General features: G+C 58.5%; 20 protein-coding genes and 2 pseudogenes. 11 read left to right on the plus strand and 11 right to left on the minus strand.

Annotation, left to right across the window (positions count from 1 at the left end; translation table 11 throughout):
* Positions 1–191: 191 nt before the first annotated feature.
* Complete coding sequence (gene leuA / locus OXR04_RS04625; protein WP_267369356.1) at positions 192–1,907, plus strand: 2-isopropylmalate synthase; 1,716 nt, start codon at positions 192–194, stop codon at positions 1,905–1,907.
* Here leuA and OXR04_RS04630 read toward each other — a convergent pair.
* Together OXR04_RS04630 and OXR04_RS04635 are read right to left on the minus strand one after the other, a co-directional pair.
* The gene (locus tag OXR04_RS04630; RefSeq protein WP_140028517.1) at positions 1,828–2,607 is read right to left on the minus strand and encodes a helix-turn-helix transcriptional regulator; all 780 of its coding nucleotides are present in this window, start codon (positions 2,605–2,607) and stop codon (positions 1,828–1,830) included. The two genes, leuA and OXR04_RS04630, sit on opposite strands and share 80 nt — an antisense overlap.
* On the minus strand, positions 2,604–3,464 hold the full coding sequence (locus OXR04_RS04635) for an NAD(P)-dependent oxidoreductase (protein WP_267369357.1): 861 nt from the start codon (positions 3,462–3,464) through the stop codon (positions 2,604–2,606). The genes OXR04_RS04630 and OXR04_RS04635 overlap by 4 nt, the downstream gene beginning before the upstream one ends.
* Before the next feature lie 195 nt (positions 3,465–3,659).
* On the opposite strand from OXR04_RS04635, the pseudogene OXR04_RS04640 reads away from it, so the two are divergent.
* From OXR04_RS04640 to OXR04_RS04655, 4 genes and pseudogenes are all read left to right on the plus strand, one after another.
* A pseudogene (locus OXR04_RS04640) lies at positions 3,660–3,911 on the plus strand (hypothetical protein); the annotation flags it as partial.
* A gap of 138 nt (positions 3,912–4,049) precedes the next feature.
* The gene (locus tag OXR04_RS04645; protein WP_267369358.1) at positions 4,050–5,213 is read left to right on the plus strand and encodes an acyltransferase; all 1,164 of its coding nucleotides are present in this window, start codon (positions 4,050–4,052) and stop codon (positions 5,211–5,213) included.
* Positions 5,214–5,268: 55 nt separating this feature from the next.
* A pseudogene (locus OXR04_RS04650) lies at positions 5,269–5,655 on the plus strand (TonB-dependent receptor); the annotation flags it as partial.
* A gap of 343 nt (positions 5,656–5,998) precedes the next feature.
* Positions 5,999–8,830, plus strand: a complete 2,832-nt coding sequence (locus OXR04_RS04655) for an autotransporter outer membrane beta-barrel domain-containing protein (RefSeq protein ID WP_267369359.1) — start codon at positions 5,999–6,001, stop codon at positions 8,828–8,830.
* A 74-nt stretch (positions 8,831–8,904) separates the two neighbouring features.
* Here OXR04_RS04655 and OXR04_RS04660 read toward each other — a convergent pair whose 3' ends face one another.
* The 3 genes from OXR04_RS04660 to OXR04_RS04670 all read right to left on the minus strand — a co-directional run bounded on the left by OXR04_RS04660 (position 8,905) and on the right by OXR04_RS04670 (position 10,527).
* Positions 8,905–9,462, minus strand: a complete 558-nt coding sequence (locus OXR04_RS04660; protein ID WP_009090283.1) for an isochorismatase family protein — start codon at positions 9,460–9,462, stop codon at positions 8,905–8,907.
* Between the two features lie 9 nt (positions 9,463–9,471).
* The gene (locus OXR04_RS04665; protein ID WP_267369360.1) at positions 9,472–9,903 is read right to left on the minus strand and encodes a MarR family winged helix-turn-helix transcriptional regulator; all 432 of its coding nucleotides are present in this window, start codon (positions 9,901–9,903) and stop codon (positions 9,472–9,474) included.
* A gap of 66 nt (positions 9,904–9,969) precedes the next feature.
* Positions 9,970–10,527, minus strand: a complete 558-nt coding sequence (locus tag OXR04_RS04670) for a helix-turn-helix domain-containing protein (RefSeq protein ID WP_267369361.1) — start codon at positions 10,525–10,527, stop codon at positions 9,970–9,972.
* 136 nt (positions 10,528–10,663) lie between these two features.
* Here OXR04_RS04670 and OXR04_RS04675 point away from each other — a divergent pair, with 136 nt between their 5' ends.
* The 4 genes from OXR04_RS04675 to OXR04_RS04690 all read left to right on the plus strand — a co-directional run bounded on the left by OXR04_RS04675 (position 10,664) and on the right by OXR04_RS04690 (position 18,758).
* Positions 10,664–11,839 carry a benzoate/H(+) symporter BenE family transporter gene (locus OXR04_RS04675; RefSeq protein WP_154928145.1) on the plus strand — a complete coding sequence of 392 codons (1,176 nt, stop codon included), beginning with the start codon at positions 10,664–10,666 and terminating at the stop codon, positions 11,837–11,839.
* Positions 11,840–12,010: 171 nt separating this feature from the next.
* Entirely contained in the window at positions 12,011–13,432 is a 1,422-nt protein-coding gene (locus OXR04_RS04680) for an SrfA family protein (protein WP_267369362.1), read from the plus strand.
* Positions 13,433–13,434: 2 nt separating this feature from the next.
* Positions 13,435–16,398: a virulence factor SrfB gene (locus tag OXR04_RS04685; protein WP_267369363.1), complete on the plus strand. Its 2,964-nt coding sequence runs from the start codon at positions 13,435–13,437 to the stop codon at positions 16,396–16,398.
* A complete protein-coding gene (locus OXR04_RS04690; RefSeq protein ID WP_267369364.1) occupies positions 16,395–18,758 on the plus strand; it encodes a virulence factor SrfC family protein in 2,364 nt (787 codons plus the stop codon). Before OXR04_RS04685 ends, OXR04_RS04690 begins: the two co-directional genes overlap by 4 nt.
* Positions 18,759–18,847: 89 nt before the next feature.
* Here OXR04_RS04690 and OXR04_RS04695 read toward each other — a convergent pair whose 3' ends face one another.
* From OXR04_RS04695 to OXR04_RS04705, 3 genes are all read right to left on the minus strand, one after another.
* The gene (locus OXR04_RS04695; RefSeq protein ID WP_009090295.1) at positions 18,848–19,111 is read right to left on the minus strand and encodes a barstar family protein; all 264 of its coding nucleotides are present in this window, start codon (positions 19,109–19,111) and stop codon (positions 18,848–18,850) included.
* Complete coding sequence (locus OXR04_RS04700) at positions 19,111–19,545, minus strand: ribonuclease domain-containing protein (RefSeq protein WP_009090297.1); 435 nt, start codon at positions 19,543–19,545, stop codon at positions 19,111–19,113. The genes OXR04_RS04695 and OXR04_RS04700 overlap by 1 nt, the downstream gene beginning before the upstream one ends.
* Before the next feature lie 86 nt (positions 19,546–19,631).
* The gene (locus tag OXR04_RS04705; protein ID WP_009090299.1) at positions 19,632–19,973 is read right to left on the minus strand and encodes a helix-turn-helix domain-containing protein; all 342 of its coding nucleotides are present in this window, start codon (positions 19,971–19,973) and stop codon (positions 19,632–19,634) included.
* Between the two features lie 301 nt (positions 19,974–20,274).
* Here OXR04_RS04705 and OXR04_RS04710 point away from each other — a divergent pair, with 301 nt between their 5' ends.
* Together OXR04_RS04710 and oqxB are read left to right on the plus strand one after the other, a co-directional pair.
* Positions 20,275–21,429, plus strand: coding sequence for an efflux RND transporter periplasmic adaptor subunit (locus OXR04_RS04710; RefSeq protein WP_033736255.1), 1,155 nt, complete (start codon positions 20,275–20,277; stop codon positions 21,427–21,429).
* Between the two features lie 12 nt (positions 21,430–21,441).
* Positions 21,442–24,594, plus strand: coding sequence for a multidrug efflux RND transporter permease subunit OqxB (gene oqxB / locus OXR04_RS04715; protein ID WP_267369365.1), 3,153 nt, complete (start codon positions 21,442–21,444; stop codon positions 24,592–24,594).
* 68 nt (positions 24,595–24,662) lie between these two features.
* Here oqxB and OXR04_RS04720 read toward each other — a convergent pair whose 3' ends face one another.
* The 3 genes from OXR04_RS04720 to OXR04_RS04730 form a co-directional block, all read right to left on the minus strand.
* Positions 24,663–25,019 (minus strand): type II toxin-antitoxin system HicB family antitoxin, encoded by a 357-nt coding sequence (locus OXR04_RS04720; protein ID WP_009090304.1) that lies wholly within the window; start codon positions 25,017–25,019, stop codon positions 24,663–24,665.
* A complete protein-coding gene (locus OXR04_RS04725; RefSeq protein ID WP_267369366.1) occupies positions 25,012–25,293 on the minus strand; it encodes a type II toxin-antitoxin system HicA family toxin in 282 nt (93 codons plus the stop codon). The genes OXR04_RS04720 and OXR04_RS04725 overlap by 8 nt, the downstream gene beginning before the upstream one ends.
* Before the next feature lie 151 nt (positions 25,294–25,444).
* The gene (locus OXR04_RS04730; RefSeq protein WP_046101782.1) at positions 25,445–25,939 is read right to left on the minus strand and encodes an Rrf2 family transcriptional regulator; all 495 of its coding nucleotides are present in this window, start codon (positions 25,937–25,939) and stop codon (positions 25,445–25,447) included.
* Positions 25,940–26,063 lie beyond the last annotated feature (124 nt).

The following is a 26,063-nucleotide window of genomic DNA, read 5'->3' on the forward strand; positions in this document are numbered from 1 at the left end:
CGCCTGTTGCTCACCTGTCTGACATCAACTCAGAGCCTTCCCTTTTCAGCCTTCTGCGTCTTCAGGCGGAACAGCGCTGCTTGCATATTCACCTTGCTGTGTGTTGTCACTTTTGCGCATCAGGTTGTCAGCATTGCGCGCGCGGCGGAGAGGCGCTGGCGGCAGACTGATAAAAAAACAAGGAGAACCCGATGCTGACGCAACCCGCTGATAAATACCGTCCCGCCCCGCTGATGTCGCTGCCCGATCGTCAGTGGCCTTCACGCCAGCTCACTCAGGCACCGCGCTGGCTCTCTACCGATCTGCGCGATGGCAATCAGGCGCTGGCAGAGCCGATGGATCGCGAGCGCAAGATGGCCTTCTGGGATCTGCTGCTGCGCTGCGGTTTCCGGGAGATTGAGGTCGCCTTTCCCTCAGCATCGCAGACAGATTTTGATTTCGTTCGCGATCTGATTAAACAGCAGCGCATTCCGCAGGATGTAACGCTGCAGGTGCTGACACAGGCGCGCGCCGATCTGATCGCCCGCACCTTCGAATCGCTGCTGGGGGTGCCGCGCGCCATTGTGCATCTCTATAACGCCACTGCGCCGCTGTTTCGCGAACGGGTTTTTAAACAGAGCAAAGCGGAGATTATCGCCCTCGCCACCGCAGGCGCGCGGCAGATCCGCGCCGGATGCGAGGCACAGCCAGCAACCCACTGGACCTTTCAATATTCACCCGAGACGTTCTGTTTCACCGAACCGGCGTTCGTTCTGGAGATTTGCGAGGCGGTGGCGGATGTCTGGCAGCCTGATGTCACGCGGCCGATGATCATCAACCTGCCCGCCACGGTGGAGGTGAATACGCCGAATGTCTATGCCGATCAGATCGAGTATTTCTGCCGCCACTTCAGCCGCCGCGATGCCGTCTGTATCAGCGTCCATCCGCATAACGATCGCGGTACCGGCGTCGCCTGCGCGGAGCTGGCTCTGCTGGCAGGCGCTGACCGGGTTGAAGGCTGCCTGTTTGGCAACGGCGAGCGCACCGGCAATGTCGATCTGGTCACGCTGGCGCTGAATCTCTACACGCAGGGCGTTTCGCCGCAGCTCGACTTCAGCAAAATGCAGGAGGTGATTGAGGTGGTGACCCGCTGCAACCAGTTGCCGGTGCATCCCCGCCATCCCTACGCGGGGGAGCTGGTCTTCACCGCCTTCTCCGGTTCGCATCAGGACGCGATCAAAAAAGGGTTCGCCATTCGCGCCGAACAGCAGGAGACGCTGTGGCAGATGCCCTACCTGCCCCTTGACCCGGCCGATATCGGCTGCAGCTATGAGGCGGTGATCCGTGTCAACAGCCAGTCAGGCAAAAGCGGAGCCGCCTGGCTGCTGGAACAGAATCACGGTTTACAGCTGCCGCGTGCCCTGCAGCAGGATTTCAGCCGCTGTGTGCAGCAGGAGACAGACCGGCACGGTGGCGAGATGACGCACTACGCGCTGTGGCAGCTCTTTTGCCGCCGCTACGGTGTGACGCAGCCGGCAATCACCCTGGAGCAGGCTGACAGCCAGAGCGACAGCGCCGGACAGACGCAGATGCGCGCCAGCGTCCGCTGTCAGGAGCGTCCCGTGACGCTCACCGGCCGGGGCAATGGCTGGCTGTCGGCGGCGGTCAATGCCCTCGCTGGCGCGTTCGATCTTCATCTGACCATTGAGGATTATCATGAACATACGCTGGGGCGGCGCAGTGACAGCCGTTCCGTGGCCTATATCAGCTGTGTGGATGCGCGTGGGGTGCGGGCATGGGGTGTGAGCATCGACAACGACACAACCCGTGCGGCCCTGCAGGCACTGCTCAGCGCGGCGGGCTGCTTTCTGGCGGCGGAAAGTAGTCCGTCGGTGACACGCCCAGCAGGCGACGAAACATCGCACTGAAGGCGCTGGGGCTTTCATAGCCCAGCTCCAGCGCCACCCGCAGCACCGCATCGCCCTGCGCCAGTCGCGTCAGGGCGATCGCCAGCCGGGCGCGTCGCACCCAGTCGCTGAACTGCAATCCGGTTTCGCGCATAAAATGGCGGGCCAGCGTCCGGCCCGAGACGTTCAGGTGGGTACTGGCGCGCAGTAGCGTCCAGTTTTCGCCGGGGGTCTGCTGGATCTGCTCACACAGCGCCTGAAGCCGGGCGCTGTGTGGCGTCGGCAGCGCAAACGGCAGCACATCCATGCCGCGAATTTCATCCAGAATCAACTCCATTACCCGCTCAGCCCGGCTGCCTGCCTCGTAATGCACCGGCAGCGCGAGTGCGGTAACAATCAGCTCACGCAGCAACGGCGAAATCTGCACCACCTGACAGCTGGCGGGCAGATCGGCGCGTGCCAGCGGATCGATAAACAGCGTGCGCGCCGCGACGCTGCCGGTAATCTGCAACGCATGACGGGTAAACGCGGGCAGCCAGACGCCGCGGCTCGGTGGCACGATCCAGCTGCCATACTCCGTTTCCACCCGCACCACGCCGCTCAGCGTGTGGATCAGCTGTGCGCAGGTATGGTGGTGCCAGGGCTCACTGGCACCGTGCAGGTAGTCGTGCGCCAGCGGCACCAGCGGACGATGGCTGAAGTCAACCGGCTGCTGGCTCATTGCGCCTTCAGATAGCGGTAGATCACCGCCAGATCCTCTTCACCGTGTCCTTCATCAACCGCCTGCTGCCAGAGCCGGGAAATATTTTCCAGCGCCGGCAGCGGCGTTTCTGCAGCATCCAGCGCCAGTCGGGCATCCTTCAGCGCCCAGACCAGATGCATCTGCGGGGTGTAGTCATCGCGGGCCATCATCTCCAGCTTCATTTTTGCATAAGGGGCTGCGAGCGGACCGCCCTCCAGCACCTGCCAGAGATCGTCGGTGGAGAAGCCGAACTGCGCTGCCAGTTGGGTACTCTCTGCCAGGCTCTGCATCATGCCAATCAGCCAGCTGTTGATCACCAGCTTCATACGGCTGCTTTTACCCGCTTCGCCCAGCCATTGCGTACCTTTACCGATGGCGGCAAACACCGCTTCTGCCGCCTGCGCCCGGCTCTGATCGCCACTGGCGAGCACCAGAATCTGTGCGTTTTCGGCCGGTGCCTTGGTGCCGGAAACCGGCGCATCAATAAACAGCAGATCGGGACGGGTCTCTGCGAAAAAGGCGATCAGCGCGTCCGTTTTTTCCACCCCGATGGTGCCCATCTGGCACAGCGTTGCACCCTGTTTAAGGGCTTCCTTAACCTGATGCAGCACCTGCTCAGTGGTATCACCGTCCGCCAGCATGGCGATCACGACATCCGCCTGCCGCACCGCCTCGTCCGGCGAGTCAGCCAGCTGCAACCCCGCGTCCAGCAAATCTTCGCCGCGTGCGCGGGTGCGATTCCAGCCGTGCACGGTAAAGCCTTTCTTCAGCAGATTAGCGGCAAATGCGTGCCCCATTGCGCCTAATCCCAGAACCGCTACTTCAGGTTGTTTCATGCTGACTCCCTTGAGTTATCTGACGGCACCCCACAACGGTGGATGCCCGTGACCAGTAAAGTTGCGTTTCAGCCTGGCGGTAAACAGAGAAAAAATCCAGCCCGAAACGGTGTACCCCAACCGGGCAAACCCTTACCATACGCGACAATTATTCCATCTGGTTCAATACCTCTTCTCTTTTCCAGGCGACTTATAATGAAAATAATTTCTCTGCGTCAGATGACGCTGGTCATGTTGCCCGCCATGCTGCCGCTGCCGCTGCTGGCGGCGGATAACGACGCGACCCTGGTCGTCACCGCCGCACCGTCAGAACAGGGGCTCAACGAACTCGATACCCCCGCGGCCCTGAGCGTGGTCAGCGGCGACGATATGCGCCAGGCCGCCCCGCGCGTAAACCTTTTCTCTGAAATTCAGATGTCGAATGACCCGCCCCAAACTATGCAAATATGAAACAGGTTAAAAGTTAAACTTAATAACGGTTATGCTTTGATAAATAATTGTTCGATTATTTCAATAATTTATTCTAAGTCATGATTTGTTCATCTACAATGCCGTCAAATTTTCAAACCTAACGGACATACTTTGATGCGGGAACTTTTAAAATCGCTTTCTGGCATGAGGTTCATTGCTGCTGCACTGGTTGCCTTCCATCACACCGCATGGATGTATCCTTTAAGTAAGAGTATTGATGCTCGCATTGATGCTGATTTAGGTGTTACCTTCTTTTTCGTTTTATCTGGATTTATTCTCTATTACACTCACAATAATATCTCTGATAAAAAAGAGTCCATAAGGTTTATTGTTGCGAGAATTGCCAGAATATGGCCTTTGCATATTGCCTGCCTTTTAGTGGTTCTATGCATATTCCCATCTCCGTGGGGGTATCCGGGTGAGTCATCAGCATGGTTAAAAATTCTGACAAATCTTTTTTTGATGCATGCATGGATTCCATACGCAAAATATTTCTTTTCTCTCAATGGCCCCTCATGGAGCATATCGGTCGAGTTGTTCTTTTATGTGCTGTTTCCATTCCTGACTTATAAATTGAAACATAACTGGCACTTAAAGCTGACACTGAGTATTGCGATTGGCCTGTCAATTGTTATTGTTTTGCAGAAGATGAACTTCCCTATTCTCAGTTATGGCGATCCTCTTATGGGGCCCAACTTGTGGGCATCAGGAACACTGCCATTAGTCAGACTGACTGAATTTTTAACCGGAATCCTGGCTTGTGCATTCTGGTTAAAAATAAAGAACCGGGTGATTGTTAATGTATATGTTTTCACATTGTTAGAGGTGGCGGCAATTCTGTTGGGCATTTTTGCATTGTCAAAATTACCCCACCTGGTTTTAAGCAATTTTGATGGTCATGTGTTAGGCAGTTGGTTAATAAAACCCCTGGCTGCTCCAATATTTGCTGTTATTATTACAGTTTTCGCATTTGGAAGAGGCATGCCATCGAGATTTGTTGGTTGCAAGTGGATGGTTCTGCTGGGGGAGGCGAGCTTTTCACTTTATATGACGCATGAAATCATTGCTCGCTGTATTGCTAACTATGCTCCATCGTTGTTATTCAGAGAAAGCTACTGGTTAGGATGCCTGATTTTCTGGGCTTTGAGCCTTGCGGCTTCTTTTGCAGCATGGATAATCATTGAACGTCCATGCAGGAAATTTGTTCTATCCACGTTCGATAGATACGCCAGGAAAACAGAGGTAATTGATACTTCTCAAAGACATAATGTTGCCTAGTATTATGTGTGGTTAAGCCACCCACAATTAACACAGTACAATATCACAAAAATCAGCGCGCTATCCCAGCAATGCCTGCGGCAGTGACAGCTGTGACGGCAACCGTATTCCGGGCATTGCCCGCAACATGGCCTACGCAGGCCTGGGCTACCTGCCCGAAGAGGGCTTCTATGCGGGAAGTGAAGTGCGCTACCTGAGCCAGATTGCCGCTGAAGATCAAAACAGCGTTAACACCCCCTCTTACACGGTGGCCGCACTGAACAGTGGCTATAAATGGAAACTGGACGCGTGGACGCTGGATCTGTTTGGGCGGGTCGATAACCTGTTTGACCGGCATTACGTGAGGTCGGTGATTGTGAACGAGAGTAATGGCCGTTATTTCGAGTCTGCGCCCGGTCGTAATTACAGCGCTGGATTCACGGTGAGTTACGCATTTAACTAATTTAATAAGTGGCTTTTATAAAGCCACTTATTACCGCCCAACCCTGTATTGCCAATTAATAATATCCGTAACCTTCTTAGTTAATTAATAACCCACACAAGCCCGCACTCATAAGAAAAGCCCCTTATTTACCCACCCCCGTAACATTATTGTAACCAGAACCCTCTTTTGATAATAGAAACCGGGGCACATTTGGGATAAATCAAAAATAGAATACGCCTTCCCTGATAAATTATCCTCAGCTCAAACGTATCTGCTTAGCCGCACATTGAATAATTAATCTTTCTGTGTGCGCGTTGATTTTTCGTGCTACACAGGGAATGTTTTGCTGATGAACAAGATAATGAGTCGTTTAACGCCGCTGGCGTTACTGACAGGATTTATGATGAGCGGTAACGTGGCGGGTGAGAATATCGGAAGCCAGACAGGGGCGAATATAACCCTGAATGATGGCGACATTCTGACCGGAGACGCCACCTATTCAGGCGGGCTATATGGCGTCGTCAATCCCTACAATCAGACCGGAATTGTTAATCTGGGTCGTCGCGCTTTTATAAACGTTACTGATGCCGATAATTATGCACGCGGCGTAGTCATCTGGGGGAATGAGAGCCAGCTGTTTGCGGAAGGACTTACTCTCAATATCAGTGGAAATAGTGCCCTGGGCATTAATATTACGGGTCAGGATATTACTGCCGATCTGGGGACGGGAACCACTGTCAATGTGACCGGAACCGCTACCGCTTCCGGTATCCTGATTCGGGGAGCGTCATCGCTGAAAGCGGAAGCCCTTACGGTGAATCTGACAGGAGACGGTGGTTTTGGCCTCAGCGTCAGCAATGCGGGCACCCGCGTGGACCTGGGGAGTGGCAGCACCCTATCGACTCAGGGCAGAGGAAGCCACGCTATCAGGGTCCATGCCCTGAATGGGAGAGAGTCATCCCGCCGCACATCACTGACCGCAAATCAACTGACGCTCAACACGACAGGCGATTCTGCTTATGGCCTCAATCTGCAGGCCGATTCGCTCGCGAATCTGGGATCCGGAAGCACCATCACGACAACTGGCGCGAACGCCTTTGGTATCTGGAACTTTGGTGAACTTACCGCTGATAATCTGACCATTAACGCGACAGGAAGCGGCTCTGTTGGTCTTGAGGTGCGTCAGAATGGCGTTGCTGATATTGGTCCCGGCAGCCATGTGACGTCAGCACAGGCTGGCAGCATCGTCGCCAGCGGCACGTCAGCAATCATTAACTTCAAAGGAACAGCAGAACAGCGAAACAGCCTTCATTCAGGCGGTGCTTATGCCGCTTCTGCCCAGACGTCTGGCTCCTCTGTTACGCTTGATGAGACAGATATTACCAGCGCCAACATGGCATTGTGGGCGCTGAACGCGGGTCATATCTCGGCGAATAATGTTTCCATCAGTAGTTCAGTGACTCCCAGAGCGGCGCTTTACGCAATGACAGGCGGCGAGATCAATCTGACCGGTAATATCGATATCACCATGGCCTCGCCAGATCAGTTCGCCATCGCCACGCAATATAATGCAGGTTACGCACAGGGCGTGGTTAATATCGACGGCAAACTGAATATGACAGGATCCGTTTATTCCCGCAGCGGCTTCGTTGATTTAGCGCTGCAGCCCGGCTCGGTCTGGGAAGGCGCAGCCATCAGCGACGGTCTCAATCAGGGGTATCTGAATACGACCTTAAATAAAAGTGACTGGTATGTCAGCGCAAATTCAAATGTGGACCGGTTAAACATGAATAAGGGGCGGATTGATTTTACCCGGTCAATCTCTGCATCCGATTATTCCACCTTAACCGTTGCCGATCTGTCAGGTAATGGTAATTTTAATATGCGTGTTGATCTGGCAGGTGAAGGTGATGGCATTAATAACCATGGCGATAAGCTGGTTGTCACCAACAGCAGCCAGGGTGACTTCACATTGTCATTTGTTAATCAGGGCAGTCTGGCGACAACAGGCCATGAGTTATTAACCGTGGCAGAAACTCCTGACGGGATAGCAAATTTTACCACAGCATCAGATATTGAACTGGGCGGCTATCTCTACTCAGTGCGTAAAACCGGCACGAACTGGGAACTCTACTCTTCCGGCGCCGCATCAGCACCGGAACCAGAACCCGCTCCGGATCCTGCTCCGGATCCGGCACCAGAGCCAGCCCCTGCTCCGCAGCCTGCGCCAGAACCAGAACCTGAACCTGAACCTGAACCGGCACCGACGCCAGCGCCCCCGATTACCACCACGGCAGATGCAGGCGGTAATTTCCTGCATGTTAGTTACCTGATGAACTATGTCGAAACGCAAACCCTGTTTCAGCGACTGGGCGACATCCGTCAGGACCATGCGAAAGGGAATGTCTGGCTGCGGGGCTTCGGCGGTAAACTGAACGCCTTCTCAGGCGGCAGACTGAGTGACTTTGAAATGGGCTACAGCGGCTATCAGTTTGGCGCAGATAAGCATCTGGCCGACGATATAAACGTGTCAGGCGGCCTGTTTATGGGGACCACCCACGCCTCACCTCACTACCGCGGGGGCGATGGTACGGCCAAATCAGAACATGTGGGGGGCTATCTGACCTGGGTCGCTGACAACGGTTTTTACGTTGATCAGGTCGTTAAGATCAACCGCATCCGCAATCAGTTCATGGTGAAAGATAGCCAGCAGAATCCGGTCTCCGGTCAGGCCAAATCAAATGGATTCACATTTTCCGTTGAGGCGGGCAGGCGTTTTCACTTCTCTCCTGATGACCAGGGCTTTTATCTCGAACCTCAGGCTCAGATTACCGCAGGCCGGCAGAAAGGGTCGCAGACCCGGGCCAGCAACGGTCTGGTTATTGCGTTTAAAGATTATCATTCCGTTAACGGTCGGGCAGGCGCGCTGGCAGGATACAGTCAGAAAAGTGGAGCAACGAATTACAATGTCTATTTCAAAACCGGCGTGGAACGCGAGTTTTCTGCCAGCATGCAATATGCTCTGAACGGTTCAACGGAGAAAGCGGATCTCAGCGGAAATGCCTTGCGCAACGGACTGGGAGTCAGTGCCGATATAGACACCGCACATCATCTTTATCTGGAAGCCGATTTAACGACCGGTCAGCGCTTTGATCAACGCCAGCTCAATGCCGGTTACCGTTTTAGCTTTTAACTGAAGGTGGCACGTTCAGCCATCCCTGTCCTGCCCTCCGTGGCAGGACTTTTTATGCCTGATACTCAGTCAGATCAGGCCTGCGGCAGCAGCGCAACAATCTCCTCACTGCTGCCGGTTTCACCCAGGCGCGGGAAAATGAGATTGATGCTGTTGTTGTGCGTATCAATGTTGAGATCGGTCATCGCATCGGTCGCCAGCGTGACGTTGTAACCTGACTCATAGGCCTGTCGCGCCGTGGACTCCACGCCGATACTGGTCGCGATCCCGCAGATCACCACCTGGGTGATACCGCGCTGCTGCAATTCCTCGTGCAGCGCCGTGGCCTGAAACGCGCCCCAGCTCTTTTTGGTGATGGTGATGTCATTCTGCTGCGGCGTCATTGCCGGAACCAGCGTCGCCCAGTCGGCAGGCAGTTCACCGCTGTGACGGGCCTGCTCAGTGCGGCCTGGCGCACCACCGGCCACGTTAACCAGCACAACCGGCAGATTATGCTGGCGGAATGCCGCCGCCAGCGCGGCACAGCGTTCGATCACCGGCTGCGGCTCATGAACCAGTGGCAGCGCCACAATGCCATGCTGCAGGTCGATAACAATCAGCGCCGTTTTTGCATCAAGTGTGGTTACAGCCATATTAAATCCTTAAAGTGAATGGTCAGCGAGTCGCTGCAGTAAAGGGAGAACATCGGTCAGTTGCTGCTGTTCAGCCGGCGTCAGCCGGGCCTCCAGCGTCCGTACCAGCCAGTCGTCACGCATCGCGCGGCTGGAAGCAATCACCGCCAGGCTGGCCGCGGTCGGCAGGTAGCGGGTCTTGCGTCCATCGTGCGGGTCGGGTTCCCCTGTCACCAGATCCGCCGCCAGTAACCCCGCAACGTTGCTACCCATCGACTGGCTGCGCACGCCTTCCGCCGCGGCCAGCTGCGTCACCGTCATCGCCCCGTCCCGCACCAGATGGCCCAGTACCGCCACCTGTGACCAGGTTAACTCACCGGGTGGGGCCGATTCGCGCAGGCGGCGACTCAGCTTACCCACCAGCATGCGCAGCAGGGCTGCCGATTCAGTCAGATCGCTCATTGCCGGTCTCCATAGCCAGGCGAAAGTATAGAGATACGAAGGTAAACTGTGTAGTTTGCTCAGGTATCAATTTGTAACGTCCGGACGCTGCAGATAGTGGATCAGACTGTGAAAACGCAGTGGCGTCGCCAGCGGATTACGGTAGCTGTGTGCCACATCCGCCCTGAACTGGAACGCCTCTCCCGCCACCAGTCGTCGCCAGATATCACCGACGCCCAGCAGCAGCTCGCCCTCAATCACCACCACCTGCTCGACACAGCCCGCTTCATGGGGGGACGACTGGCTCTGCGCGCCCGCTGCCAGCTCAACCGCCAGCAGATCAAAACGCAGCTGCGGATCGTAAGGCAGCAGCGGATGAACCGTCATCTCGGCGTTGGCCTGGCTGAACCCGGCGAGCGCGCCAGAGGGAAGCACCCGTCCGTCGATAAAAAAGAAAAAGGGAACGCTGAAACCGGTGGAGATCTTCCACAGCGTGGCCACGGTCGGACTCGATTCGCCGCGCTCAATCTGCCCCAGCATCGCTTTACTGACGCCGGTTCGCTCCGCCGTGAGCGTCAGGCTCCAGCCGTTGGCCTGGCGCAACTGTCTGAGCGCGGCGCTCAGGTGTTGCTGAAAATCTGCCATTTTTTCTCCTGCATTTTTCGTCAATGAGCTGACGTTATGCTGCCAGTGTAGCACTTGTGCGTTATAGCGTATCATGCAATCATGTGCGCTATAACGCACAATACAGATTCACCTTCGCTGAGGGTGAGAGAGAGCGATGATGAAAAGAGTGGAACATCCCCGTTTTACCCTGCCGATGGTGGTTTCCGGCTTTGTCGCCGTGCTGGTGGGCTACAGCAGCAGCGGCGCCATTATTTATCAGATGTTTCAGGCGGCGGGCGCCACACCGGCGCAGATCGGCGGCTGGCTCTCCGTTCTGGGCATCGCGATGGGGATCGCCTCGCTGGGATTGTCGCTGCGCTACCGCATGCCGGTGCTGGCCGCCTGGTCAACACCCGGCGCGGCGCTGCTGGCCACCAGCTTTCATGGCATTTCGCTGAACGAGGCGGTGGGCGTCTTTGTGTTCTCCAATCTTCTCATCGTCCTGTGCGGGGTCACCGGACTGTTTGCCCGACTGATGAATCACATTCCCGCCTCGCTGGCGGCGGCGATGCTGGCCGGGATTCTGCTGCGCTTCGGGCTGCAGACATTTGCCGATTTGCAGACCAACTTTGTCCTCTGCGGCAGCATGTGTCTCGCCTGGCTGCTGGCCCGCCGCTGGCTGGCCCGCTATGCCATTCTGGTCACCCTGCTGATCGGTATCGCCGTCGCGCTGGCGCAGCACGCCATTCACTTTCCGCCGCAGCCCTTAAGCGTAATGCTGCCCGAACCGGTGATGCCGCACTTTACCCTGACCACCCTGCTGGGGATCGGTGTGCCCTATTTCCTGGTCACGATGGCGTCGCAGAATGCTCCTGGTATCGCGACCTTACAGGCGCACGGTTATCGTGCGCCGGTGTCTGCCCTGATGAGCTGGACTGGCCTGACGGCGCTTCTGTTATCACCGTTTGGCGGTTTTTCCGTCTGTGTGGCGGCCATTACCGCGGCGATCTGCATGAGTGATGAGGTCGACCCCGATCCGCAGCAACGCTGGCGCGCGGCGGTGCTGGCCGGGATTTTCTATCTGCTGGCGGGTGCGTCCGGGGCGTTGATCGCCGTGCTGTTCAGCGCCCTGCCAGGAGTACTGATTGAAGCGCTGGCGGGACTGGCTCTGCTTGCCACGCTGGGCGGCAGCCTGCAGCGCGCGCTCGAACAGCCTGCTGAACGCGACAGCGCGCTGATCACTTTTCTGATCACCGCTTCCGGCGTCTCGCTTCTGGGTATCGGTCCGGCCTTCTGGGGCCTGGTGGGCGGCATTGTCGCCCATCTGCTGCTGGTGCGCAGACGCGCCTGAATCTGCTGATCTCACTGAACTGGCGGTTGTTTTTCCGCCAGCCAGTGAAAAAAACGCTGGATTTAGCCCCTTTTCTGCCGTTTGATTTGTCATTGCCCCGCGTAAAATCAACGTAATCGTCGATAACACGCGATTTTCTGCCTCAGACAACGACCGATAAGGGCCCAACAGGTGGCAAAAACTTTTCTGCGCAGCGGTAATTTAGATGCAGTTCTGGCATTAGGTGAAAATGGCCAGCCGGTCTACGCCTCAGCACTGCAAATTCGTGAAACCCTGCGCCTGCGCCGTCAAAGCGCACTGGCAGATTGCCTGGCCATTCCCCAGGCCAACGACCGGGGCGACCGCCTCGACTGGTATGCCCCTTTCAGCGGCCGGGTGAAATCCTGGCTGGGCGCCAGCGATCATGAGCGTCGCGCGGCGCTGCAGCACCTTACCGCCTGCCAGCAGGATATGCAGGATCTCAGTACGCGCGCGCGCGCGGCAGAGAACCCGTCGATGCGCCTGTTTGGCGCGCTGCTGAGCAAAACCCTGCAATTTCCCGACCAGCAGTATGTTTATCTGGTCGATGGCAAACCCGTCATCACGTTCTGGGGCTTTGTCGACGCGCAGGCGCGCAGCCGCGATGACGCGCTGGCCTGCCTGCGTGATACCCTGGAAGAGAATCTGCCGGTGGCGCTGGTTGAACCGCCACCGGCTGTGTTGCCTGCCGCGCCTGTCGTGGCAGAGCCGGAGACCCTCGCGCCGCCACCGGTTCCGGAACCTGAGATCCTGCCTGAACCGGAACCTCAGCCTGCTGTGCCTGTCGACGCTCAGCCCGTTGCGCCTCTCCCGGCGCGTCGCCGTTTCCGCGTCTGGTATCTGCTCCCACCGGTCGCGATTGCCGCCGCCGTCATGGTGGCCGTGCTGCTGCATCGTCAACCCTCTGAGTCCATCCCGGTGGCAACGGCGAAGCCAGCGGCGACCCCGGCGACGGTGCCTGCTCCCGCCACGCCGGCAGTCACGGCGAGCCAGCCTCCGGTGGCTGCTGCACCGACCGAGGCCGCCAGCGCGCCCGCGGTGACGACGCCGGCCACCCTCACCCCGCCAGCGGTGACGGCCACGGCTGAAGCGCGCCCCGACACACAGCCGCAGTCAGCGGCCAGCACCACCGAGACCCCGCCTGCCGCCGCGTCTGCTACCCTTGCCAGTGAAGCGACCCCGACGGTACCGGCGAAGCCAGACGATCTGATTGTGACGCCGGATGCGGTGCGTGACGGTCAGGTGCAGGTGATCGATGGCCGCTGGCGGGTCACCATCAACCAGATGCCGACGCCAACCGGTAAGCCACCCGTGATGCGCTTCCAGTTTAAAAATGGTAAAGGCAGCGTGCAGGTCACTCAGGGTAATACCAGCTGTAAAGCCGATGTCAGCGCCGCCATGACCAGCGCCGGTAATCTGGTGATTGAGAGCCGCTACACCGCGAAATGCCAGAACAATTCGCGCTACCGTATGCCGCTGCTTGTCTGCCACGCCAGCATTGGCGCCGCGCAGTGCGAAGCGCAGTTTGCTGAAGACCGGGTCTTCCCGATGACGATTAAGCGTGAGAGTAAATAACGATGCTGGCTCCCCTGATCGATGACAAACAAAAAATTTCGCTGATTGAAAACAGCGGCGTGCAGTTCCTGGATTTTGGCCTGCAACTCTCAGATACCCCGGCGCGCCGTCAGTTTGTGCGCCAGACGGCCAACGGCCCGCTGCTGCGCCTGAACGTCGATGGCAACAGCGGAAAGTTCCTGCTCTATCCGGAAGATGGTGGTGCTGCCGAAGTGGTGCGCCCGGAATCCGATATCGCGCTGGCGGACTCCCTGTCGCTGCTGTCAGCCTGCTGGCTGCCGCTGCCCATGCTGCGCTGTGCCAGCGGACGTCGTTTTATCGGTGGCCCTGAAAACTGGGCACGGATGCGTCTGGTTGCCCTGCCCGCACCGGACGCGGCGGGCAATACCCATCGCGTTACCCTTGCCTTTGATACCCGCTGCGTGGCGGAAGAGGATGGCGGCGAGCAGCTGGGCCTTACCCCGGCGGATGCGCAGAATGGGGTCACCTTTGCCCTCGCCTGGCACAACTACGAGCTGGGCGACTTTCTCGATCTGACCTGGGTCGATGGCTGGCTGCGCGAATCCTTTACCGACCGCGTCAGCGACCGCCGCGAGCAGGCGATCAAACAGGCGCTGCGTGAATTTGAGTATCAGGCGCACTACCTGAATCTGCTGGAGCTGCTGGGCCAGCAACTCGACCTCAGCGAGATCCACATTCAGGCCGCCACACTGCAGACCCCGGCGGTTAACGTCGATATCATCCTTGATGTGGGCAACTCCCACACCTGCGGCATCCTGGTGGAAGATCACCCGGAAGAGAGCAACGGCCTGAAGCAGACCTATGAATTGCAGCTGCGCGACCTTTCTCAGCCGCATCAGGTCTACAACGAGCTGTTTGACAGCCGTCTGGAATTTGCCGAAACCCGCTTTGGTAAAGCGAACTTTTCGCTGGAGAGCGGGCGCGAACAGGCGTTTATGTGGCCGTCGCTGACGCGTGTCGGTCGTGAGGCGAGCCGTCTGGCCCTGCAGCGTGCGGGACTGGAAGGCAGCACCGGCCTCTCCAGCCCGCGCCGTTATCTGTGGGATGAGGCACGCTATCAGCCGGGCTGGCGCTTTAACACGCCGGGCGAGCAGGCGGAACCGCTGGCTTATGGTGCCCCCTTTACCACGCTGCTGAACGATGAAGGCCAGCCGCTGTCGACGCTGGCGCCGGACGATCGTCTGCCGGTCTTTTCACCGCACTACAGCCGCAGTTCGCTGATGACCTTTATGCTCTGTGAGCTGCTGGCTCAGGCGCTGATGCAGATGAACAGCGCGGCTCAGCGTCAGCGTATGCCACAGAGTCACGCGCCGCGTCAGCTGCGCCATGTGATCCTGACGCTGCCGTCCGCGATGCCCAAGCCGGAGCGTGAAATCTTCCGTCGCCGGATGCAGGAGGCGCTGGCGCTGGTCTGGAAAGCCGAAGGCTGGCTCGCGGATGAGGATGACCTGGCGCCGGCCGTCTCGCGTCAGAACCCGAAACCGCTGCCGGATGTGCAGATGGAGTGGGATGAAGCCACCTGTGGGCAGATGGTCTGGCTGTTCAATGAGACGCAGGTCAACTTTGCCGGTCGCGCTGAAGACTTTTTCAGCAGCATGGCGCGTCCCGATCGGCCGCGCGATGAGGGCGAACTGCCAGGTAAAAGCCTGCGCATCGCCTCGATTGACATCGGCGGCGGCACCACCGACCTGGCGATTACCCAGTATCGTCTGGATGATGGTCAGGGCAACAACGTTAAAATCACGCCGCGCCTGCTGTTTCGCGAAGGCTTTAAGGTGGCGGGCGATGACATCCTGCTGGATGTGATTCAGCTGTGGATCTTACCGGCGCTGCAGCAGCACCTGCAGAAAGCGGGCCTGACGCTGGCGGAACCGCTGATGAACAAGCTGTTTGGTCACGACAGCCGCATGGACGGTCAGGCCACGCTGCGTCAGCAGGTTACGCTGCAGCTGTTTATTCCGCTGGCGCAGGCGGTGCTGGAACGCTATGAGAACTGGGATCCGCTGGAGAGCCATGCGGAAATCAACGCCCTGTTCGGCGAACTGGTTGAGCAGACGCCTGGCGAGGCGGTACTTGCCTTTGTCAACGGCGAGATCCAGCGTGAGCTGGGCGGCAACAGCCGCTTTGATCTGCTGCAGGTGCCGCTGGTCGTGAGCCTCGCGCAGCTGCACGGCGAGTTTATGCAGCACCGGATGGCCATCATCCCGGCGCTGCGCTCCATGTGTGAGGTGGTCTCGCTCTACCAGTGCGATGTGCTGCTGCTGACCGGGCGTCCGTCACGCTTCCCTGGCATTCAGGCGCTGGTGCGCCATCTGCAGCCGCTGCCGGGCAGCCGCATTCTGTCACTGGAAGGCTATCACACCAGCGACTGGTATCCGTTTAACAAGCATGGCCGCATCGACAACCCGAAATCGACCGCCGCCGTCGGCGCGATGCTCTGCCTGCTGGCGCTGGATCTGCGTCTCAGCAGCTTCTGGTTCCGCGCGGGCGATTTTGAACCTTACTCGACCATCCGCTATCTGGGCATGCTGGATGAAAACCAGGCCCTGACGGATGAGAATCTCTGCTACAGCGACATTGACCTCGACGATCCCGGCTTTGCGCTGGACCGGAAACGCAGTTTCCGTATCCGGGGTAACGTCTGTCTGGGCTTCCGCCAGCTCGATAACGATCGCTGGCCCGCCTCACCGCTTTACAGCCTGACGCTGAACGACCCGACGCTGGCGCGTAAAGTCGCGGGCGAAAGCGTGCTGCGCATCCGCCTGGCGGTCAAAGCCGGCCCCGGTGCGTCCGGCCCGGAAAACCTGGTGCTGAGCGATGCGCAGCTGGATGATGGCACCCGAGTGCCGCTGGAGCAGTTGAGTCTGAAGCTGAATACCCTGTCGGCGACCGGCAACGCCAATGCGCAATACTGGATTGACAGCGGGAGCGTGTGTAAACGATGAAAGCCCTGAAACCCCGCCAGCCTCAGACGCTGGCAAAACGTCTGGGCCTGTTACAGGACGCCCTGAACAACAGTCTGGAATGGATTGAGAACAGCCGTGAGCAGTCGCCGCGTCTGGCGCTGGAGGCGGAAACGCTGACGCTGCAACTGCGTCAGGCGCGCGTGCAGACCCAGGCGCTGGCTCAGCAGGTCGCCCGTCCGGTGACGCTGGCCCTGTTTGGTCAGTCGCAGGCCGGCAAAGCCTGGCTGCTTAACGAGATGGTGGCCGATGCACAGGGCCAGCTGGTGACCCGCATGGGCGACAAACAGCTCTACTGGTTCCAGCATGTCAATCCCGGCAACCTGGATTTTGCCACCGCCACCCGCTTCAGCCATCAGCGCGAGCCGCTCTCGACTGAGTGGCCGGTTGAACTGACCCTGCTGAATGACGCGGAAGTTATCCGTCTGATGCTCGCCTGTTCTGCTGCGGGCACACCCGACGTGGCGCAGATCGACAGCGGGCTGCAGCGTCTGCAGCGCCATCGCCTCGCCTCGCCGCTGGCCGGTCTGGACAGTGATGCGCTGGTCACGCTCTGGTCCTGGTGCCGTCGCCGTCCGCACTACGATGCGCGCCTGGATCGGCACTTCTGGCCACAGGCGGTTGAACTGGCGCCCTGGCTGAGCGTCGACGATCGGGTGCAGCTTTTCTCCCTGCTCTGGCCCGCTGAACCGGCGCTGAGCGAGATGCTGCGCACGCTGCTGCATCTGCGCCATCAGCTGCGTAACAGCAGCCGGGTGCTCGCCCCCTTGAGCCTGCTGGTCGATAACGCCCTGCTGCCTGCCGGGCAGCTGATTGTGCCAGCCAGCGAACAGGATCAGCAGCAGCCGGTGGAAGTCTGCCCGCTGAACGGCAACCGCATCGGCAAGGCCCAGCGCGTCCCGCTGGGCCTGCTGGCCCTGCTGACGCTGGAAGTGCTGGTGCCGCTGAGCTCCACTCCGCGCACCGCGCTCTATGATGATGCTGATATGCTGGAGCTGCCTGCGCCCGGTCACGCCAGCGATGTGGCGACCCAGGAAGATCGTCAGCGCCTGCAGCAGCAGGACCCGCTGCGCGCACAGCTGCTGGAACAGAAACGCGCCCTGCTGCCGGGCTTTTATGCCGCGCGACAGGCGATCGATCTGCTGCTGGTCTGCACGGCGGCCAGCCAGCGTCAGGATGCGGATCGGGTGAGCGAAACGCTGCGCGAATGGCAGCGCCAGCAGCCTGCTCAGGAGGCCGCAGAGAAACCGCGCCTCATCTGGGCCATCACCCCCTTCGACGCCCGTCATCAGCAGATTAATGTGGATGAGGCGGTGCAGCGGCAGATGGGACAGCCCGGTCAGCACTGGGGCTCCATGCTGGCCCTGGATCGCGCGGGGGTCGATCGCATGGCGAGCTGGCTGCAGGATGAGATGCAGCCTGACGCCCGCCGCGACATGCTGCTGGCCCAGCTCGCGCAGATTCAGCACACCGTCGTAGAGCGGCGTTTACTGCCGTGGACCGAAGCGGGTGCCAGCGCGGAACAGGCGGCACGCAAGCAGAACATCGCCGACACGCTGCTGAAATGTTTACAGCATCGCACCGGCCTGCATGGCGAGCTGCTGGAGCGTCTGCAGCCGCCGCGTGAAGCCCTGCGTCAGCTGTGGCTCAATCAGACGACCCTGCCGGGCAGCAAACCGGCCCATCAGGCGCCGGAGAATCAGTTCGGCATCGGGTTTGAATTTGACCTGTTCAGTGACGCACCCGCTGACGTACCGGCTCAGCCGCGTCAGAGCCTGCACAGCAGCCAGCAGTTTCCGCGCCAGGTGCTGCTGCTGTGGCTGGATCACCTGCGTCAGCTGCCGGAAAACCGCAGCCTGCTGGCGTTGCTTAACGTGGATAAGGCGACGATGGAGTGGCTGGTAGAAGAGCTGATCACCGCCGGGTTCCGCACCGATATTGCGCAAAAACTGCAGCAGGCGCTGCACGAACCTGACACGCAAAGCGTGACGCACGAATCCCGCGCCGACCGGCAGGTGACGCGGGCGATGACGGTGCTGGGCGATTTTGTGGCCTGGCTCGGCTTTTTACAGCGCCCGGAATCAGAACGTCCCGCCAGCCGCGTCAACCGCGGCCAGGTGATTTTCTCGCGCCCGCCCGCTCCCAGCGTCAGCTTCGGTGCCGGTCAGCGCCTGACCCGACTCTCAGCGGCACCGGCGAATCACACCGCCTATTACATCTACGACTGGCTGGTGGGACTGAATCAGGTGATCGTTGAGAACAACGGCTATACGGGCGGTGGCGATCTGCCGCTTGCGGCCCGTGAGGCGCTGATTGCGCTGCTGAAGCCGCTGCGCACGTAATCGATAATCGGGTGCAGTTCGCCTCTGTGCGACTGCCCCCGTTTCCCGGCCGACCTGAGACTGAGACGGCAATAAAAACCGTTGCCGTCTTACTCCACGATCAGGTGCAGTTCGCCTTCCAGCGACTGCGCCGCCTCTTCCAGCAGCGCCAGCACCGGCGCTAAATCAGCCTGATGCGCCGCGTAATGCTGCAACCGCAGTGTGGCAGGCAGCGCCATGCCGCCCGTCAGCCAGTCCCACAACGCATCCAGGTTATGACCAAAGGTCGGCGGACAGCCGCTCTGCCCGGCAAACTCGCGATAAAAAGCCGCGCGCGTGGTGAGTTCGCGCAGATCAAAGTTCAGTTCAAGCATCAGGGCACCTGTCTGAAGCTGCGGTAGTGATCGGTGGAGAGAAACACCAGCCCGTCAGAGGAATAGACCAGACGATCGGCGTCGCGATGTCCGCAGCGGTAATTCACATCCGCTTCATACCACTGGCGACCCGCACGCGGGGGCAGCCGCTTTTCGCGGTTAGCAAAACGGTCACCGCCGATGGCCCTGCCAGGCAGAACCTCACACAGGTTACCTTTGGCCGGATTCCAGCCGCGTTGCCGCGCTTCGTTTTTGGTCAGGTAGTAGTCCGGTAACTGCTGATGCTGCAGCACCCAGCGCGCCACGGTGTGGGCATCGGTCAGGGTGGCGATATCGGCCTGAGCCGGCGCAGAAACGGTGTTGAGATAAGGTTTAAGGCCGTAAAAGCAGGCCGCGAGGACAAAGAAAAGTCCAATCCAGAGTTTTTTTGACATGATGGCATCCGTGACGACAGGATGCAGATGATACCAGTTTTGCGCCCGGAGGAAAGCGCGGGCCAGACAGGCTGGCCCTGGCGAAGTTATGCAGCGTGCGAATCACCGCTGTGACGACGCCATGCACCCGGTGCCACACCATACTGGCGTTTAAAGCTGCGGTTGAAAGACTGCTGAGAGTCAAAGCCCAGGGAAATCGCGACGTTCAGAATCGGTTCATCGGTGCTGGTCAGGCGATCGGCAGACTTTTTCAGCTTCTTCACACGGATGTACTCACCCAGTGGATAGCCGGTGTGCTCTTTGAACATGCGCTGCAGGTGCCACTTGGAGTAGCCCGCGCGCTCTGAAACGGTATCCAGGTCCAGACGTGCTTCGATGTTGTTATCAATCCAGTCGATTAAATCGTGAATAAAGGCGTCACTCATCATTCCAGTCTCTCCTGTCGCTGTAGCGAAAAGTATTAGTATCAGTTGCAGTTACACTTAAGGGTGGCTGACTATGCCATTTAATGCAAGTTTTATTGGTACATTAAATGCCGCACTTTTTTCAGGGTTTTTCCCGGATTGCTCAGGCTTTCATCGCCTCGTGCTAAACCGCACATAAAGTGTATCTGTTATTCTTGCAGTTGCCCGCGACGCAAGCCTACACTCCCTGCGATTAATTGCAATCTTAAAAGTTGCAAATATTGGCCTGCAGGTCGTCTTTTCTATTTATCGCGGAATAACAACAATGATTACGAACCGGGTTCGTCAGGGGTTGACCCTGTCAGGGATGGTCATGTTTATCAGCCTGCTTAGCGGCTGTGATAAGGGTGTGGCGCAGAACGCCCCGCCGCCACCGCCTGAAGTAAGCGCCGCGCCGGTGCTCATCAAGCCGGTGAGCCAGTGGGACAACTTCAATGGTCGCGTTGAAGCGGTGCAGAGCGTACAGCTGCGTCCGCGCGTCTCTGGCTACATCGAGTCAGTGAACTACCGCGAAGGGGATGAGGTTAAAAAAGGTCAGGTGCTCTTCACCATCGACGACCGGAGTTATCGTGCGGCGCTGGAACAGGCCCGCGCGGAGCTGGCCCGGGCGCGCAGCCAGGCGAGTCTGGCGCGCAGCGAATCGGGTCGCAGCGAGAAGCTGATTGGCACCCAGGCGATTTCGCGTGAGGTGTGGGAACAGCGTCGCGCTGCCGCCAGTCAGGCGCAGGCGGATGTACTGGCCGCCGAAGCCGCTGTCGATATGGCGCAGCTGAACCTGGACTTTACCCGCGTCACCGCGCCGATTGACGGTCGCGCCAGCCGCGCCATGATCACCCCCGGCAATCTGGTGACCGCCGGTGACAGCGCCAGTGTGTTGACCACGCTGGTATCGCAGCAGCAGATGTATGTCTATTTCGACGTCGATGAAAACACCTTCCTGCACTATCAGGCGATGGCGCGTCAGGGCCAGCAGCGTCATGCGCTGCCGGTTGAGATTGCGCTGGTCGGCGATCAGGGTTTCCCGCATCAGGGCAAGGTCGATTTCCTGGATAACCAGCTGACCGCCAGCACCGGCACCATTCGTATGCGCGCCCTGCTCGACAATCAGGCGCGTCAGTTTACGCCCGGTCTGTTTGCCCGCGTGCGTCTGCCAGGCAGCGCGCAGTTCGAGGCCATGCTGATCGATGATAAGGCGGTGCTGACCGACCAGGATCGCAAATATGTCTACGTGGTGGATGGGGAAGGCAAAGCTCAGCGGCGCGATATTCAGCCCGGCGCGATGGTGGAAGGTCTGCGCATCGTCAAATCGGGTCTGCAATCGGGCGACCGGGTGATCGTCGCCGGACTGCAGAAAGTGTTTATGCCCGGCATGCCGGTCACTGCTCAGCAGGTCGCCATGCGTGCGGCAGCCGCTCACTAATTCGAGGCCGCTATGGACTTTTCCCGCTTTTTTATCGACCGGCCTATTTTTGCGGCGGTGCTGTCAATCCTGATCTTCGTGACCGGGGTGATCGCTATCCCGCTGCTGCCGATCAGCGAATATCCCGACGTGGTGCCACCCAGCGTGCAGGTGCGCGCCGAGTATCCCGGTGCTAACCCGAAAGTGATTGCAGATTCCGTGGCGACGCCGCTGGAAGAGGCGATTAACGGCGTCGAAAACATGATGTACATGAAATCTGTGGCCGGTTCTGACGGCGTGCTGGTGACGACCGTCACCTTCCGTCCCGGCACCGATCCCGATCAGGCGCAGGTTCAGGTGCAGAACCGCGTCGCGCAGGCTGAAGCGCGTCTGCCGGAAGATGTGCGGCGTCTGGGTGTCACCACCCAGAAGATGTCGCCGACCCTGACGCTGGTCGTCCACATGTTCTCACCCAACAATACCTACGATTCACTCTACCTGCGTAACTACGCCACCCTGAAGGTGAAAGATGAGCTGGCGCGTCTGCCGGGCGTCGGTCAGATCCAGATTTTTGGCGCGGGCGAATATGCGATGCGCGTCTGGCTGGACCCGAACAAGGTGGCGGCGCGTGGCTTAACCGCCTCAGACGTAGTGACCGCGATGCAGGAGCAGAACGTGCAGGTTTCTGCCGGTCAGCTCGGCGCCGAGCCGCTGAAAAAGCAGAGCGATTTTCTGCTGTCGATCAACACGCAGGGACGGCTGGAGAGCGAACAGCAGTTTGGCGACATTATCCTGAAAACCTCAGAAGATGGTTCGCTGGTGCGCCTGCGTGATGTGGCGCGTATTGAGATGGGGTCCGGCAGTTACGCCCTGCGCTCACAGCTGAACAACAAAGATGCGGTCGGCATCGGTATCTTCCAGGCTCCGGGTGCCAACGCTATCGATCTCTCCAATGCGGTGCGCGCCAAAATGGATGAGCTGGCAACCCGTTTCCCCAATGATGTGAAATGGGCGGCTCCTTACGATCCGACGGTGTTTGTTCGTGACTCGATCAAAGCGGTGGTGCAGACCCTGCTGGAAGCGGTGATTCTGGTGGTGCTGGTCGTCATTCTGTTCCTGCAGACCTGGCGCGCCTCTATCATTCCCCTGCTGGCGGTGCCGGTGTCGGTGGTCGGAACATTCAGCGTGCTCTATCTGCTCGGCTTCTCGCTCAATACCCTGAGCCTTTTCGGGCTGGTGCTGGCGATCGGGATCGTGGTGGATGACGCCATTGTGGTGGTGGAGAACGTTGAGCGTAACATCGAGATGGGCCTGTCGCCGCGCGCGGCAGCCCATCAGGCGATGCGTGAGGTCTCCGGCCCGATTATCGCCATTGCGCTGGTGCTCTGTGCCGTATTTGTGCCGATGGCGTTCCTCTCCGGCGTGACCGGGCAGTTCTATAAGCAGTTCGCTACCACCATCGCGATCTCCACGGTCATCTCCGCCATTAACTCCCTGACGCTCTCTCCGGCGCTGGCGGCGATGCTGCTGAAAGATCACCACGCGCCGAAAGACCGGCTGACGCGGATTATTGATGCGCTGTTTGGCTGGCTGTTCCGGCCCTTCAACCGCTTCTTCCAGCGCAGCGCACATGGCTATGAGTCGCTGGTTGGCCGGACGCTGCGTCGGCGTGGCGCGGTGTTCGCGGTTTACCTGCTGCTGCTGGCCGGTGCCGGATTTATGTTCCACACCGTGCCGGGCGGCTTTATTCCGACTCAGGATAAGCTCTACCTGATTGGTGGCGTGAAGATGCCGGAAGGCTCCTCGCTGGCGCGCACCGATGAAGTGATCCGTAAGATGAGCGAAATCGGGATGCAGACCGAAGGCGTCGCCTATGCGGTGGCGTTCCCCGGCCTGAATGCCCTGCAGTTCACCAATACGCCTAACAGCGGCACGGTGTTCTTCGGCCTGAAACCGTTCAGCGAGCGTAAGCACACCGCGGCGGAGATTAACGCGGAGATCAATGCGAAGATTGCCCAAATCCAGCAGGGCTTTGGCTTCTCGATTATGCCACCGCCGATTCTGGGGCTGGGTCAGGGCTCAGGCTATTCGCTCTATGTGCAGGACCGCGCGGGTCTGGGTTACGGTGCGTTGCAGACGGCGATTAATACGCTGTCGGGCAGCATCATGCAGACGCCGGGGATGCACTTCCCTATCTCCTCCTATCAGGCCAATGTGCCACAGCTGGACGTGCAGGTGGATCGGGATAAAGCCAAAGCGCAGGGGGTGTCACTGACGGCGCTGTTCAGCACGCTGCAGACCTATCTCGGCTCCTCCTACGTGAATGACTTTAACCGCTTTGGCCGCACCTGGCGGGTGATGGCGCAGGCCGACGGCGAATTCCGCGACAGCGTCGAGGATATCGCTAACCTGCGCACCCGCAATGACCGCGGAGAGATGGTGCCGATTGGCAGCATGGTCAACATCACCACCACCTACGGCCCCGATCCGGTGATCCGCTACAACGGCTACCCGGCGGCCGATCTGATTGGCGATGCCGATCCGCGCGTGCTCTCTTCAGCGCAGGCGATGCGTCAGCTGGAAACGATGTCCGGTCAGCTGTTACCTAACGGCATGAACATCGAGTGGACCGACCTGAGTTATCAGCAGTCAACGCAGGGCAATACCGCACTGATTGTCTTCCCGATGGCGGTACTGCTGGCCTTCCTGGTTCTGGCCGCACTGTATGAGAGCTGGACGCTGCCGCTGGCGGTGATTCTGATTGTGCCGATGACCCTGCTCTCTGCCCTGTTTGGCGTCCGGCTGACCGGTGGAGATAACAACGTGTTTGTTCAGGTCGGACTGGTGGTGCTGATGGGGCTGGCCTGTAAGAACGCGATACTGATTGTCGAGTTTGCGCGCGAGCTGGAGATTCAGGGCAAAGGCATTGTAGAGGCGGCGCTGGAAGCCTGTCGTCTGCGTCTGCGTCCGATTGTGATGACCTCCATCGCCTTTATCGCCGGTACGGTGCCGCTGATTCTGGGTGAAGGCGCGGGCGCAGAGGTGCGCGGCGTGACCGGTATTACCGTCTTCTCCGGGATGCTCGGCGTGACGCTGTTCGGCCTGTTCCTGACCCCGGTGTTCTACGTCGCCCTGCGTAAGCTGGTGACGCGCCGGTCAGGTGATGTCGAAACCGTGACGGCGTAAACCCTCAATGTTAAAAGGGGCGATCGGATGATCGCCCCTTTTTTTGTCTGAGACTGGCATCATGCCGGTTAACGCTGCTTTAATTTTTCGTTGAGCGCTTCAATGATAAAGGCATTCAGCGAGGTTTCATTCTGGGCCGCAGCCTGCGACAGCCGTACGCCGAGCGATTCAGGGTAGCGCAGCGTGAAGGTCTTAATTTTTTCCTGCTCCGCATAGGGATTGATGCCGGAGGCAGCGCAATCTTCCAGGTATTCGCGCAGCGATATCTCACCCTCTTTGTGCAGACCCTGCACACTGTCTGAGACAAAATCACAGTAGCCTGACAGACCAGTAAAGCGCCCACGGAACATATTGATTTCAGGGACATAGGTGATGACGGCAGGTTGCCCGGCGACAGTGATTGATGAATTTGAACGATTATTCATAGGGATCGACTCCGATACTTTCCAGCCATTCGCGCAGATTCACAACTGCGCCTTTATCCGTGTCTGGCGAGGGGTGTGGGCGATGAAAACGCGCTATTTTTCCGTTGAGAAGAAAGCGAACCCGTGAACCACTACCCTCTTTAATCTCGCCATCCAGCGCCCTGATGAGTGACTCAACTGCCTGCCATTTTAAGCCGGACGGCGGTGGCGTTTGAAAAATCTGCTCCAGTGTTTCGCGCTGTTTCTTCCGTAATTTTTTGACGGCGGCGTTCATCCTGATCTCCGCGACTTCATATAGTGAAGTCATTCTATTACGATCAATCAAGAGGTCAAGATGGGATTAACGGAGAGAGGTGGCTGAGTGACAGATCTGATGAAAAATAGCTTAGCAATGTCTCTTAAACAGCCATAAAAAAAGCCGCTCATCAGCGGCTTTTTTTGCAGAGATCGTCAATCTCTTCGGGTTCAGGTTCCGGCACGGCGGTGCAGTTACTGGTATCGCGCTTTTTCAGCTCATTCAGCGCATCGGCGACGGTGCGTTTTGCCAGCACATCCAGTGACGCCTGCTCGGCTTCATCGGCTATCGATTTAAAGTACCAGCAGAGGTTAGCACTGACCAGACAGCGCGGAGCGACGTCGGGACGCGCAGCCCAGATTTTTTTATCCTCAATGACAGAGACATAGATATCCTTGAGGGTAATCTCCGCAGCCGGACGGCCCAGATGAATCGAGCCGGTACGGCCCAGCGTGGAGACAATAATGCCATCACGGGTCAGCGGGACCATCAATTTTCGTATGAAACTGGGATTCGCTTCCAGCCCGTAGGCCAGAATCGCGCTGGTAGAGCGTTTTCCCATTTGCTCCGCCATCGCTACGCTCAGAACCATTTGCAAAGCTGTCGGGAAGCGGTAATCAAGCATTTATTTATCCTGAGTTGCGGTGCATCTTCTTGTTTTATTGCCGCATAAATGAACAATCAATGAGCAATAAATATAACAAACACTGTTGCTTTTTTGAAGCAAACCGGCAGTCACAAGGCACGTA

The organism is Pantoea sp. GM_Pan_3, from assembly GCF_026541045.1.
Lineage (GTDB): Bacteria > Pseudomonadota > Gammaproteobacteria > Enterobacterales > Enterobacteriaceae > Pantoea > Pantoea anthophila.

Coding starts and splice junctions, on each gene's coding strand:
- leuA (WP_267369356.1), top strand. CDS start 192: ATGCTGACGCAACCCGCTGATAAATACCGTCCCGCCCCGCTGATGTCG.
- OXR04_RS04630 (WP_140028517.1), bottom strand. CDS start 2,607: ATGAGCCAGCAGCCGGTTGACTTCAGCCATCGTCCGCTGGTGCCGCTG.
- OXR04_RS04635 (WP_267369357.1), bottom strand. CDS start 3,464: ATGAAACAACCTGAAGTAGCGGTTCTGGGATTAGGCGCAATGGGGCAC.
- OXR04_RS04645 (WP_267369358.1), top strand. CDS start 4,050: ATGCGGGAACTTTTAAAATCGCTTTCTGGCATGAGGTTCATTGCTGCT.
- OXR04_RS04655 (WP_267369359.1), top strand. CDS start 5,999: ATGAGTCGTTTAACGCCGCTGGCGTTACTGACAGGATTTATGATGAGC.
- OXR04_RS04660 (WP_009090283.1), bottom strand. CDS start 9,462: ATGGCTGTAACCACACTTGATGCAAAAACGGCGCTGATTGTTATCGAC.
- OXR04_RS04665 (WP_267369360.1), bottom strand. CDS start 9,903: ATGAGCGATCTGACTGAATCGGCAGCCCTGCTGCGCATGCTGGTGGGT.
- OXR04_RS04670 (WP_267369361.1), bottom strand. CDS start 10,527: ATGGCAGATTTTCAGCAACACCTGAGCGCCGCGCTCAGACAGTTGCGC.
- OXR04_RS04675 (WP_154928145.1), top strand. CDS start 10,664: ATGATGAAAAGAGTGGAACATCCCCGTTTTACCCTGCCGATGGTGGTT.
- OXR04_RS04685 (WP_267369363.1), top strand. CDS start 13,435: ATGCTGGCTCCCCTGATCGATGACAAACAAAAAATTTCGCTGATTGAA.
- OXR04_RS04690 (WP_267369364.1), top strand. CDS start 16,395: ATGAAAGCCCTGAAACCCCGCCAGCCTCAGACGCTGGCAAAACGTCTG.
- OXR04_RS04695 (WP_009090295.1), bottom strand. CDS start 19,111: ATGCTTGAACTGAACTTTGATCTGCGCGAACTCACCACGCGCGCGGCT.
- OXR04_RS04700 (WP_009090297.1), bottom strand. CDS start 19,545: ATGTCAAAAAAACTCTGGATTGGACTTTTCTTTGTCCTCGCGGCCTGC.
- OXR04_RS04705 (WP_009090299.1), bottom strand. CDS start 19,973: ATGATGAGTGACGCCTTTATTCACGATTTAATCGACTGGATTGATAAC.
- OXR04_RS04710 (WP_033736255.1), top strand. CDS start 20,275: ATGATTACGAACCGGGTTCGTCAGGGGTTGACCCTGTCAGGGATGGTC.
- oqxB (WP_267369365.1), top strand. CDS start 21,442: ATGGACTTTTCCCGCTTTTTTATCGACCGGCCTATTTTTGCGGCGGTG.
- OXR04_RS04720 (WP_009090304.1), bottom strand. CDS start 25,019: ATGAATAATCGTTCAAATTCATCAATCACTGTCGCCGGGCAACCTGCC.
- OXR04_RS04725 (WP_267369366.1), bottom strand. CDS start 25,293: ATGAACGCCGCCGTCAAAAAATTACGGAAGAAACAGCGCGAAACACTG.
- OXR04_RS04730 (WP_046101782.1), bottom strand. CDS start 25,939: ATGCTTGATTACCGCTTCCCGACAGCTTTGCAAATGGTTCTGAGCGTA.